We start from the raw sequence: 12,264 nt of genomic DNA, 5'->3' as shown, positions 1-12,264 counted from the left end.
ATTATTTGCTTAAAAACGCAAAAACCCAGAAAATGTTCTTGATTCGTTTTTCTAAAGTGGGTGATACTGGGTTCGAACCAGTGACCCCTACCTTGTCGAGGTAGTGCTCTGAACCAACTGAGCTAATCACCCTTTATTTTAATTAAAAAAGGCTCCCGAAATTGGAAGCCTTTAATTGTTGTGGGCGCGAAGGGATTCGAACCCCTGACCCCTTGGGTGTAAACCAAGTGCTCTGAACCAACTGAGCTACGCGCCCTAATTCTTGATTGCGGATGCAAATATAGACTAGTTTTTCAATTCAGCAAAACAATTTCTTTAAAAATTTAAATTATTTCAGCAACGGTAAAATTACTACCTCCAACAAAAACCAGATCCTCATCTAACGCCAGTTCTAAAGCGGCCTCATAAGCTTCTGTAACCGAATTATATACCCTCCCTTCCAAAGAAAATTCCTCTGCTTTTTTTTGTAAATTATTTACCTCAAGACCCCTGGGAACATTAGGTTTACAAAAGTAGAAATTTGCGCTTTCTGGAAATAATGGCAGTATTTTGGATAAATCTTTATCGTTTACAACTCCTAAAACGATGTGTAACTGATTAAAAGTTTCCTTTTCGATTTGAGCAAAAACAAGTTTAAGCCCTTCTTCGTTATGTGCGGTGTCAAGAATTACTTTCGGCTTTTGCTGTAAAACATCCCACCGCCCGCGTAGTCCGGTATTAAGTTTTACATGCGACAGTCCTCTTAATACAGCTGCTTCAGGGATTTTCCAGCCTCTATCTTTAAGAACATCAATAACCGATAATACAGACTGCACATTCCTTTTCTGATAATCTCCTTTTAAGTCCGTTTCATATTCTGAAAAATTAAAATCTTCAGCAAAAAACAACTTCGACTGCCTCTCTTCGGCTACAGAAGAAAATACCTGTTGAGTTTCTGAATCTTTTTCTCCAATTATCACCGGAACATTCTTTTTAATTATCCCCGCTTTTTCACCTGCAATCTCTTCTCTCGTTGTCCCAAGAAAGGCGGTATGATCGAGGCCGATGTTGGTGATTAGCGAAACCTCAGGAGTTATAATATTTGTAGAATCAAGCCTTCCTCCCATTCCAACCTCAACAATCGCGATATCTACCTGCTGATTATCAAAATATTGAAATGCCATTCCTACAGTCATTTCAAAGAAGGAAAGTTGGTATTGCTCTAAAAAATCCTGATTTCCATCGATAAAACGAACTACTTCTTCTTTATCGATCACATTTCCGTTAATCTTAATGCGCTCACGGAAATCTTTAAGATGTGGCGATGTATAGAGACCTACCTTGTATCCCGCCTCCTGAAATACAGATGCGAGCATATGGCTGCTGGATCCTTTTCCATTAGTCCCGGCAACGTGAACAGCTTTAAAATTCTTCTCCGGATTACCTAAATGATCCGACAGCTTAATTGTATTGGTAAGGTCTTTTTTAAAAGCAGATTCCCCTATGCGCTGGTACATGGGCAACTGCCGAAACATCCACTCCACAGTTTCTTTATAGGTCTTCACTTATTCAGATAATTGAAAATCATACACAATAGTACCCACCTGCCTTGGAGGGGCATTTTGATCGCTGTTAAAACGTGTCGCCAAAGCAGCTTCTTTAGCAGGGTTCATTAAACATGGATGACTGTTTGTAGTGCCCTGCCTTCCGGGAGCTGCACTAATAACCCTGCCCGATTGATCTACCTCTATTCTCACCACCACAATTCCAGATTCATTACAATCCTGGGTTACTTTTGCTTTATCAAGAGCTTTTCTCCCACCTAAGCGGTAATTCCCATCCCCATCCAGACCTGCGCCGCTGCCATAGTATTTACTGGCGTTAACATCTCCATTGGGATCTCCTTTATCTCCGGCAGCATAATCGTTCCCCTCACCTCCGGTTTGTGTTCCGTTTCTTTCGGGCCCGTTAAAAATACTGTTCATTGCACTGGTGGTGGATGCATCTGGTTTAGGTTCCGGTTTTTTGGGTGGTTCCTTTTCTTTTGGTTTTTCCACTGGTTTCGCCTCTACCGGAGTAGTGATTTTTTTCTTCTTCTCCTCTATTACCGGAGCCTCCTCAATATCCTGTGTCACCACTTCTTCCTTTATTTCAGGTTCAGGAGGAGTTACCTGCGGACTCGAAGTCTGGGGAGCAGACTTTACAGGCTCTGTAGGTTGCTCGGTACCCGAACCAACTTCAGAAGTACCAAAATTAATAGCAATTCCACTTTCAGGTGGAGGATCCAGATACGTGAATCCGAAAAAAAGCAATAGTAATATCAACAACACGTGCAGGATCACCGTGATGGTCAGGGATTTCTTTTCGTGTTTTGTGTTTAACATTGCCATTTTATTCCGGTTTTACCGCTAATACTATTTTGTAACTGTTCCTGTTTGCAATATCCATTACATTTACCGCTTTTTCTATAGGAACACCTTCTTCTGCCCTTAAAATAATTGTGGGGTTCTCCTCTCCAGAAAGCCTGGACATTAAAGTACTCTCCAAAGCACTCTGGCTTATCCGCTCTTCATTTATATAAAACTGAAGGTCTTTGGTAATACTCACCGCCAGCGTTTGTTTACTGGTAGTCTTTCCCTTTGCTTTTGGTAAAATAAGGTCCAAAGCTTCAGGGGTTATTACCGGCGAGGTTAGCATAAAAAATATCAACAACAGAAAAACAATATCTGTCATTGAGCTCATGCTAAACTCGGGGCTGATTTTATTTCTTCCTCTTAAATTCATATTAAGCAGGTTCGTTTAAAAGATCAAGAAAATCTACCGCTGTGGCCTCCATTTGGTGAACAACTTTATCTGTTTTAACCACAAGATGGTTGTAGCCTATATAAGCAATAATACCTACAATAAGACCTGCAACGGTGGTGGTCATCGCGGTATAAATCCCTTCAGCTAACGCTCCCATTTGCGCCTGTCCGCTACTGGTGGCCAGTTCATGAAAAGCAATTACCATACCTATTACAGTTCCCAGAAATCCAATCATAGGTGCTGCTCCTGATATTGTGGCCAGAATGCTCACATTTTTTTCCAGCTTATAAACTTCCAGTCTGCCGGCATTCTCAATGGCTGTGTTTATATCTTCCAACGGACTTCCAATTCTGGAAATTCCTTTTTCAGTTAAACGTGCAACAGGAGAATCTGTTTGGGCGCAACGCATTTTTGCCGACTCTATATTACCATTAAGAACATTGTCTTTTATCTGCAACATAAAATTTTTATCTACCTGGCTTGCCGATTTTATCGCAAATAACCTTTCAAAATAAATATAGACTGCCACAAAAAGGAGGATAAAAAGGATTACAATAATTACTGTACCTGCAAGACCTCCGCTAAACAGTAAATCAAATAACGAAAGGGTTTTTTCCTCTACTACCGGTTCTGCTTCCTGCATTGCATCTGCAACACCGTCCTGCTGAAAAAAGTTTAACATACTATCTAATTAGTTTTTTAATGTAACGTGATAAAAGAAATTTAATTGCCGCCAAATTTAGCAAAATTAAAGGCAGCTTCTAATATTTTAAAACCGAGTACTAAAATTTCTTGTCAACACCTTCTTTGTTACTTTAAACTAATTGTTTTAAAGCAACTTCAAAAGCTGTTTTACTAATGTTCTTTTTGCTGCTGTTATTATCAAAAGTATTCTGAATCGCATTTTTAATAGTCATGGATGTATCATTAAAAATTGCCTCATCTGTCATTTGCACCCTGCGTTCCATAAAATAGGCAAAGACCCTGGCCATCCCGCAATTGGAGATAAAATCGGGAATTACACTTACACGCTCATCTGCATATTCCATAATGGGACCAAAGAATATCTCTTTATCGGCAAAAGGAACATTTGCTCCACAGGAAATTACTTCCAGTCGGGAATTGATCATATTACTAATCTGGTCTTTAGTAATTAGTCTTGAAGCGGCACAAGGCGCAAAAATTTCAGCTTCCAGATTCCAGATTCTTTCATTCATTTCTTCAAAAGGAATAAGCTCAGGATGGCTTAACACATTTCCTTCTTTTAAAAGGAACAACTCCTTAATTTTTTCAAAACTAAACCCATCTTCGTTTATAAGCCCACCAACCCGGTCTATAATTCCTACAATTTTTACACCCATTTGCGAAAGGTAATAAGCAGCCGCAGAACCTACATTCCCAAATCCCTGGACGACTGCCTTTTTTTGGCAAATATCGCCCCCGTATATTTTGTAGTAATGATTTACAGCTTCAGCAACCCCAAAACCTGTAATCATATCTGCAACCGTATATTTCCTGCTAACATCTGGTGAAAAAGTGGTGTTTTCCAGAACTTTTATCACACCTTGCCGCAATTGGCCAATCCTGTTGATCTTATCTGCTTCCGAAGGTCGAAAATGGCCATTAAAGACACCCTCCTGTGGGTGCCAAACTCCGCAATCTTCGGTAATAGGAATTACTTCATGTATTTCGTCTACATTTAAATCTCCTCCCGTGCCATAGTAGCTCTTTAAAAGCGGGGAAACGACCTTGTACCAGCGTTCCAAAACGCCTTTTTTGCGGGGATCTTTGGGATCAAAGTTTATTCCCGATTTAGCACCGCCAATAGCAGGTCCCGAAACCGTAAATTTCACCTCCATGGTCTTTGCAAGGGATAAAACCTCGTTAAGATCCAGTCCGCTGCGCATTCTTGTTCCACCACCCGCAGCACCACCCCGCAAAGAATTAATCACCACCCAGCCTTCAGCATCTGTTTCAGAATCTTTCCAATTAAAGACAATTTCAGGCTCTTTGCTTTCATATTTTTTAAGTAACTCTTTCATTGCGGGATTTTTTTTCATTACGAATGTACTTTATTAAAATGACACCTATTTGTTATCGCTATACATTAAAAATTTTTCCGGAAGAATGATCTCTTTTTGCTCCGGTGACAGATTTTAATACGTTATTTTCTCCTCTTAAACGCAGTGCACCCAAAAAGGCAAATATCAATGCCTCTTTATAGTTAATAAGCTCTTCGGAAGGGATAACAAGTCTGGCCTTCGATATTTTTTTTAATTCTGTAATTAGAAAAACATTAAAAGCCCCTCCTCCCGTAACCAAAACTTTAGCTCCTTCAGAATTTTTAATAACTTCGGAAATCTGAAAAGCTACATGTTTGTTATAAGTATGAAGTAATGACGGAATATCATCTTCATATTGCTTTAAAACCGGAAGTATTTCTGAATTTACCCACTCTATCCCAAGAGATTTTGGTGCTTTTTCAGAATAGAATTTATTCCTGTTCAATTCCTCAAAAAGTTCCGGAATAAAATTACCGGAAGCCGCTGTTTTCCCTCCTTCGTCAAATTCCTTCCCCAGTTTATTGGCATAAAAATTAAGAACCGTATTTACCGCACAAATATCAAAGGCGATTCTCTGATTGTTCACTTCCGTAGAAATATTGGCAAAACCGCCAAGATTAAGGCAAAAATCATATTCAGAAAAAAGCAATTGATCGCCAATAGGAACGAGAGGTGCGCCCTGGCCACCCAGCTCTACATCCTGCACCCTAAAATCGCAAACAACGGTGTGCCCCGTGGCCGCCGCTAACTGCCGATAATTGCCAATTTGAAGGGTATACCCGTTTTGGGGCTCATGCTTTATAGTATGCCCGTGACTGCAAATGGCGTCGAGGTCTTCAACATCATTCTTTTCAATAAATTGATTTAGAACTTCTGCAAGATAAGTAGTGTATTCCCCATTTAATTTCTGAAGATCTGCTTCAGAAAAATGAATAGCTTCACTTAATTTTTCCTTCCAGGAATGGTTGTACGGAATAGTTTCAGCTTTTAAGAGTTTATAGGAAACTTTTTTATTAAAACTGAGTTCTACAAACGCCACATCAATGCCATCTAAAGAAGTCCCAGACATAACGCCAAGCAATTTGTACTCTAACTTTTTCATATTCGTAAAAATACTCAATGTTAATAGAAAAATAGTATCAAAAAGTTATCTTTGAATACTAAAAATGATCTTTTCTTAAAAATATTATATATGGATTTCCAGTTAACAGAAGAACATATCATGATTCGTGACGCAGCGCGCGATTTCGCAAATACTGAATTACTACCCGGGGTTATTGAGAGGGACGAAAAGCAGGAATTCCCTAAAGAACAGGTGAAGAAAATGGGAGAACTCGGCTTTTTGGGAATGATGGCTTCGCCGGAATATGGCGGTGGCGGAATGGATACCATAGCCTATGTTCTTGCCATGGAAGAGATTTCCAAAATAGACGCGTCTGCTTCTGTTGTGATGTCGGTAAACAATTCTTTGGTCTGCTGGGGACTTGACACGTTTGGATCTACAGGACAAAAAGAAAAATACCTTTCAAAGCTGACTACGGGGGAAGCGCTTGGCGCATTCTGTCTTTCAGAACCCGAAGCAGGTAGTGACGCCACCTCGCAAAAAACCACAGCTATTGATAAAGGCGATCACTACATTCTTAACGGAACGAAAAACTGGATCACCAACGGCAATTCTGCCGATTATTATATCGTGATCGCCCAAACAGACCGTGAAAAGAAACACAAGGGGATTAATGCCTTTATTGTTGAAAAAGGATCTGAAGGTTTTGAAATAGGTCCGAAGGAAAATAAACTGGGGATTAGAGGAAGTGATACCCATTCCCTTAATTTTAATGACGTAAAAGTCCCTAAAGAGAACAGGATTGGAGAAGACGGCTTCGGTTTTAAATTTGCCATGAAGACACTTTCTGGCGGTAGAATTGGCATTGCATCTCAGGCCCTTGGTATTGCTTCGGGAGCCTATGAACTGGCAAAAAAATACTCTAAGCAAAGAAAAGCTTTTGGAACCGAAATTTGCAATCACCAGGCTATCGCTTTTAAAATTGCAGACATGCACACCAACATAGAAGCTGCCCGGCACCTGGTAATGAAAGCTGCATGGGATAAAGATAACGGTAATAATTACGACTTATCAGGAGCTATGGCCAAACTCTTTGCTTCCAAGACAGCAATGGACGTGACTGTAGAAGCCGTTCAGGTTCATGGGGGAAATGGCTATGTAAAAGAATACCATGTAGAACGGTTAATGCGAGATGCAAAGATCACTCAGATATACGAGGGTACTTCAGAAATTCAAAAAATTGTAATTTCACGGAGTGTCCTTCGGGATTAGAACAATCCAGGTAAGAACAAAATTCCCGCTTTGAGAGCTTTTTCTTCGTGATCTGCGGTTCTTTTTTCTACAACCAAAGTCAGGTGCTAAATTTGCCAATTATCGGCCTTCAGCATTTGAATTTCTGAATACGATTTAAGTAACAGCAAAGAACGCAAAGGTTTTGCAAAGGGCGCGAAGTTGTTTTCTTTGCGTGCTCTGCGGTTCTTTTTTCTTCAGCAAAAGTTAGGTGTTAGATTTGCCAATTATCGGCTTTCATTATTTGTTGTAATCTTTTCACAGGCGGGAATTTTCGTTTCTTACGTCTTATTTTTAGGGCAATACAACTTCTGGAGAAACAACCAATTTACTCCATAAGCTTATTCACTTTTTGCGAATTACTTATGAAAAATTTAAGAATCCAATAACACCACCCTTTTTTAAATATCAAATTATCATTTAAACGTATTTTAATTCCAAATAATCAATTTCTTATTTTGTTTTAGTCACTTCCCTTTATTTTCTTTACTAATTTAGATATTTTTGTGGTATTAATTTAAGGAAGGACGGATATGACACCAAAAAAACAGGGACTCTACTCCCCAGAGTTTGAGCGCGATAATTGCGGAGCAGGATTTATATGTAATTTAAAGGGGAAGCGCACAAATGATATTATACACAAAGCCCTTGATATACTTATTAGGCTGGAACATCGTGGTGCGGTAAGCGCAGATGGAAAAACCGGGGACGGGGCAGGTATACTAATTGAAATACCACACGATTTTTTTAAGAAAGTTTGCGACTTTAAATTACCGGAATTTAAATCCTATGCTGTAGGAATGACCTTCCTGCCAAAATCTGCAAATCAACAGAAAATTTGTAAAGAAATATTTGAAAAGGAAATAACCCGCCAGGGTTTAAGTATTCTTGGCTGGAGAAAAGTTCCCGTAGACCGCAGTTGTCTTGGTAGCATTGCCACTTTATCTGAACCTGTTGTAGAACAGATTTTTATAGGCAAAGGAGAAGAAATTTCTCCGGAAATTTTTAATGCAAAACTTTTTGCTGCAAGAAAAATTGCAGAACACAAAATATACAAATCCGGACTGGCGGAAGCAGAATATTTTTATTTATCCAGTATGTCAACCAATACTATTATTTACAAGGGGCTTTTAATGCCTCAGGATATTAATACGTATTATACAGATCTAAATGATCCAGATTTGGTGACCAAGCTTGCTTTGGTACACCAGCGTTTCTCCACCAATACCTTCCCTACATGGGATTTGGCACAGCCTTTCAGGTATATGTGTCACAACGGTGAGATCAACACCTTGCGTGGTAACGTGAGCCGTATGAAAGCCCGGGAAGAGCTTTTTGAAAGTGAGATCTTTGGTGAAGATTTAAAAGAAATCACACCAATTGTTCTGGATGGAAAATCAGATTCCGCTTCTATGGACATGGCTTTGGAATTGCTGCTTCAAACTGGTAGATCACTTCCAGAAGCTATTATGATGATGGTTCCTGAAGCATGGGAAAAGAACCCTTCTATGTCTGAAAATAAAAAGGCATTCTACGAGTATAATGCCTGTATCATGGAGCCATGGGATGGCCCGGCTTCCATTCCGTTTACAGATGGAAATTATATTGGTGCTTTATTAGACCGGAATGGTTTACGCCCCTCACGATATACGCTTACCAAAGATGGTTACGTCGTTATGTCTTCTGAAACAGGGGTTATAGATATTAAACCGGAAAATGTTGAGCTTCACGGTCGTTTGGAGCCGGGAAGAATGTTCCTCGTGGATATGAACGAAGGAAGAATTATGGGAGACGAGGAAGTAAAAAGTAACATTGTTTCTAAGCTGCCATACAAAAAGTGGCTGGACGAAAACCTGTTGCCGTTAGCAGAAGTTCCTTATACAGGTAATAAAACTCCTGTGGAAAAAGAAGATTTTATAAAAAGACAAAAGCTTTTTGGATATACATTGGAGGACATTAGTACTATTATTACTCCAATGGCCACCGCCGGCAAAGAAGCCATTGGCTCTATGGGGGCAGATCTTCCGCTGGCCGTGCTTTCTGAAAAACCGCAGTTACTTTTCAACTACTTTAAACAGTTATTTGCCCAGGTTACCAATCCACCACTGGACGGAATCAGGGAAGAAATTGTTACCGACATTAGCCTTGCTATAGGTGCAGACCGCAATATTTTTGACATTATTCCGGAAAATTGTAAGAAACTAAGAATTCAAAATCCGGTAATATCCAACGAAGATCTCGACAAGATCAAGTACATCGAGCATCCTGATTTCAACACAGCTTCAATATCTATTCTATACGAAGTAGAAAAAGGAATGAATGGCCTTGAAAAGAGACTGGAAGAAATTATCGAGGAAATAAAACTTGCTGTAGATAAGGGCTGCAATGCTATTATACTTTCAGACAGGAATGTTTCTCCGGAAATGGCGCCTATCCCGTCACTTCTTGCATGTTCTTTTGTTCATCACAGTTTAAAAAAGTATAAACGAAGATCATCATTCGGGATTATTATAGAATCTGCAGAGCCTCGTGAGCCACATCATTTCGCGCTACTCTTCGGCTATGGTGCAAGTGCCATTAACCCATACATGGTCAATGAAATTATCTATAACCTTTCAGAATCCAGAACAATTTCTGTTGAAGATCCTGAAGTAGCTGTACAAAACTTCAATAAAGCTATTGGAAAAGGTATTATAAAGATCATGAATAAGATTGGAGTTTCTACGCTGCATTCTTACCGTGGTTCACAGATATTCGAAATCCTGGGTCTCAATGAAAAATTTGTAAATAAGTATTTCACCAATACCCCAACAAGGATTGAAGGAATTGGTCTTTATGAAGTTGAGAAGGAAATTCAGAAGAGATTTGATGCCGCTTTCAACCCTCCGAATACAGACGTAGGTTTAAATCTTGAAATAGGAGGAGATTATCGCTGGAGAAGAAATGGAGAACGACATATGTTTAATCCATTCAGTGTAGCAAAACTTCAGCAGGCCGTAAAACAAAATAATCCTAAAAGTTATGAAGAGTATGCCACTTCTATAAATGAACAGGCAGAAAACCTTATGACCTTAAGGGGAATGTTCAAATTTAGAGAACTCAATCCTATTTCTATAGAAGAAGTAGAGCCGTGGACAGAGATTGTAAAGCGGTTTAAAACCGGTGCAATGTCTTTTGGTTCTATCAGCAAAGAAGCACATGAGAACCTGGCGATCGCCATGAACCGGATGAAAGGAAAAAGTAATTCTGGTGAAGGTGGTGAAAATCCGGACAGATTTAATAAAGACCTTGATGGAAACTGGAGAAACAGTGCGATTAAGCAGGTTGCTTCCGGACGCTTTGGGGTATCCATTAATTATCTTAGCAGTGCTCAGGAAATTCAGATCAAAATGGCACAGGGTGCTAAACCCGGAGAAGGTGGGCAACTGCCGGGACCAAAAGTTAATCCCGATATTGCCAAAACGAGAAATTCCACTCCTTATGTGGGGCTAATTTCGCCTCCACCTCACCACGACATTTATTCTATTGAAGATTTAGCGCAGCTCATTTTTGATCTGAAAAATGCTAACCGTGAAGCAAGAATAAATGTAAAACTAGTTTCTAAAGTAGGAGTTGGTACAATTGCAGCCGGGGTTGCTAAAGCCAAGGCAGATGTGGTCCTTATCTCCGGGTATGATGGAGGAACAGGAGCTTCCCCTTTAACTTCCCTACGCCACGCCGGACTTCCGTGGGAATTGGGGATTGCCGAAGCGCAACAAACATTATTGCTCAATAACTTGAGAAACCGGATTACCGTAGAGTGCGACGGACAGTTAAAAACCGGAAGGGATGTTGCGATTGCATGTCTCCTTGGTGCAGAAGAGTTTGGTTTTGCCACAGCTCCGCTTGTAGCTTCCGGATGTATTATGATGCGAGCCTGTCACTTAAATACCTGTCCTGTAGGTATTGCTACCCAGGATCCCGAATTAAGGAAGAATTTCAAAGGAACGCCTGAACATGTGATCAATTTTATGTATTTCGTTGCCCAGGAATTACGCCAGATTATGGCAGACCTTGGTTTCAGATCTATAAACGAAATGGTAGGGCAAAGTCAGAAGCTGGACATGAACACGGCGATCGAGCATTATAAAGCGCAGGGTATAGATCTCTCAAAAATTCTCTATAAGCCGAAAATTGATGAAGATATGCCGCTGTATTGCACGCAAAAGCAGGATCATAATTTGGAAAATGTGCTTGACTTTAAGATCCTGAGCAAAGCGCACCCGGCCATTTACCGAAAAGAAAAAATGAGCCTGGATTTCCCTATTAGTAACATTAACAGGACTACGGGAGCAATTTTAAGTAACGAAATTTCCAAGATCCACGGAGAGAATGGATTGCCGTTAAACACCCTCACACTTAACTTTACGGGATCTGCAGGACAAAGTTTTGGAGCATTTGCCACAAGAGGATTAACCCTCAATGTTATAGGAAACACCAATGACTACTTCGGAAAAGGGCTTTCAGGAGCTAATTTATCGGTTAGAAAACCGCAGGAAGCTACATTTAAATCCAATGAGAACGTGATAATTGGTAACGTTGCGCTTTACGGAGCAACAGGCGGGGAAGCTTATGTGAATGGTATAGGTGGTGAACGTTTTTGTGTAAGGAACTCCGGCGCTAAAGCTGTAGTTGAAGGTATTGGAGATCATGGTTGCGAGTACATGACAGGTGGTATAGCCGTTATCCTCGGTAGTATAGGTAGAAATTTTGCCGCAGGTATGAGCGGTGGGATCGCATATCTTTATAATCCAGATAATGTTCAGGATCCAAACAACTTCAATATGGAAATGGTTAATTTAGAGGAACCTTCTGAAGAAAACCAACAGGAATTATTGCAGCTAATTGAAAACCATTACCGATATACAGAAAGTGATATTGCTAAAGAAATTCTCGACAATTGGGAAGACAATCGAAAGAAATTTATAAAAGTAATGCCGGAAGAATATAAAAGAGCATTACAGAAAATTGAAGAAGAGAAAATGAAGAAGAAAGAAACAGAACTTAAAACAGCTTAAGAAATGG

8 protein-coding genes and 2 tRNA genes are annotated in these 12,264 nt (G+C 39.9%); 2 read left to right on the top strand and 8 right to left on the bottom strand.

Going from position 1 to position 12,264, the window contains the following annotated elements; all coding sequences use genetic code 11:
- Window positions 1-57 precede the first annotated feature (57 nt).
- The 8 genes from RM529_RS14055 to RM529_RS14020 all read right to left on the bottom strand — a co-directional run bounded on the left by RM529_RS14055 (window position 58) and on the right by RM529_RS14020 (window position 5,949).
- Window positions 58-132 (bottom strand) — tRNA-Val (locus RM529_RS14055).
- Between the two features lie 49 nt (window positions 133-181).
- Window positions 182-256, bottom strand: a tRNA-Val gene (locus RM529_RS14050).
- A gap of 67 nt (window positions 257-323) precedes the next feature.
- Window positions 324-1,544: a bifunctional folylpolyglutamate synthase/dihydrofolate synthase gene (locus RM529_RS14045; protein WP_311485400.1), complete on the bottom strand. Its 1,221-nt coding sequence runs from the start codon at window positions 1,542-1,544 to the stop codon at window positions 324-326.
- Window positions 1,545-2,369, bottom strand: coding sequence for an energy transducer TonB (locus RM529_RS14040; protein WP_311485399.1), 825 nt, complete (start codon window positions 2,367-2,369; stop codon window positions 1,545-1,547).
- A 1-nt stretch (window position 2,370) separates the two neighbouring features.
- Window positions 2,371-2,763 (bottom strand): ExbD/TolR family protein, encoded by a 393-nt coding sequence (locus tag RM529_RS14035; protein ID WP_311485398.1) that lies wholly within the window; start codon window positions 2,761-2,763, stop codon window positions 2,371-2,373.
- A gap of 1 nt (window position 2,764) precedes the next feature.
- Complete coding sequence (locus RM529_RS14030; RefSeq protein WP_311485397.1) at window positions 2,765-3,466, bottom strand: MotA/TolQ/ExbB proton channel family protein; 702 nt, start codon at window positions 3,464-3,466, stop codon at window positions 2,765-2,767.
- A 133-nt stretch (window positions 3,467-3,599) separates the two neighbouring features.
- Window positions 3,600-4,826: a Glu/Leu/Phe/Val dehydrogenase dimerization domain-containing protein gene (locus RM529_RS14025; protein WP_311485396.1), complete on the bottom strand. Its 1,227-nt coding sequence runs from the start codon at window positions 4,824-4,826 to the stop codon at window positions 3,600-3,602.
- A gap of 58 nt (window positions 4,827-4,884) precedes the next feature.
- Window positions 4,885-5,949, bottom strand: coding sequence for an anhydro-N-acetylmuramic acid kinase (locus RM529_RS14020; RefSeq protein WP_311485395.1), 1,065 nt, complete (start codon window positions 5,947-5,949; stop codon window positions 4,885-4,887).
- A 90-nt stretch (window positions 5,950-6,039) separates the two neighbouring features.
- Between RM529_RS14020 and RM529_RS14015 the strand changes: the two genes are divergently transcribed.
- Together RM529_RS14015 and gltB are read left to right on the top strand one after the other, a co-directional pair.
- Window positions 6,040-7,182, top strand: a complete 1,143-nt coding sequence (locus RM529_RS14015; RefSeq protein ID WP_311485394.1) for an acyl-CoA dehydrogenase — start codon at window positions 6,040-6,042, stop codon at window positions 7,180-7,182.
- A gap of 551 nt (window positions 7,183-7,733) precedes the next feature.
- Window positions 7,734-12,257, top strand: a complete 4,524-nt coding sequence (gene gltB, locus RM529_RS14010) for a glutamate synthase large subunit (protein ID WP_311485393.1) — start codon at window positions 7,734-7,736, stop codon at window positions 12,255-12,257.
- The last annotated feature ends 7 nt before the right edge of the window (window positions 12,258-12,264 follow it).

Origin of the sequence: Autumnicola edwardsiae, from assembly GCF_031846505.1 — a bacterium.
Taxonomy (GTDB): domain Bacteria; phylum Bacteroidota; class Bacteroidia; order Flavobacteriales; family Flavobacteriaceae; genus Autumnicola; species Autumnicola edwardsiae.
Note: the sequence above shows the minus strand (reverse complement) of the source record. Positions and strands in the feature narration are given on the sequence as shown.

Excerpts from the sequence above, each read along its gene's own strand:
- RM529_RS14040 (WP_311485399.1), bottom strand. The coding sequence starts at position 2,369 with ATGGCAATGTTAAACACAAAACACGAAAAGAAATCCCTGACCATCACG.
- RM529_RS14035 (WP_311485398.1), bottom strand. The coding sequence starts at position 2,763 with ATGAATTTAAGAGGAAGAAATAAAATCAGCCCCGAGTTTAGCATGAGC.
- RM529_RS14030 (WP_311485397.1), bottom strand. The coding sequence starts at position 3,466 with ATGTTAAACTTTTTTCAGCAGGACGGTGTTGCAGATGCAATGCAGGAA.
- RM529_RS14025 (WP_311485396.1), bottom strand. The coding sequence starts at position 4,826 with ATGAAAGAGTTACTTAAAAAATATGAAAGCAAAGAGCCTGAAATTGTC.
- RM529_RS14020 (WP_311485395.1), bottom strand. The coding sequence starts at position 5,949 with ATGAAAAAGTTAGAGTACAAATTGCTTGGCGTTATGTCTGGGACTTCT.
- RM529_RS14015 (WP_311485394.1), top strand. The coding sequence starts at position 6,040 with ATGGATTTCCAGTTAACAGAAGAACATATCATGATTCGTGACGCAGCG.
- gltB (WP_311485393.1), top strand. The coding sequence starts at position 7,734 with ATGACACCAAAAAAACAGGGACTCTACTCCCCAGAGTTTGAGCGCGAT.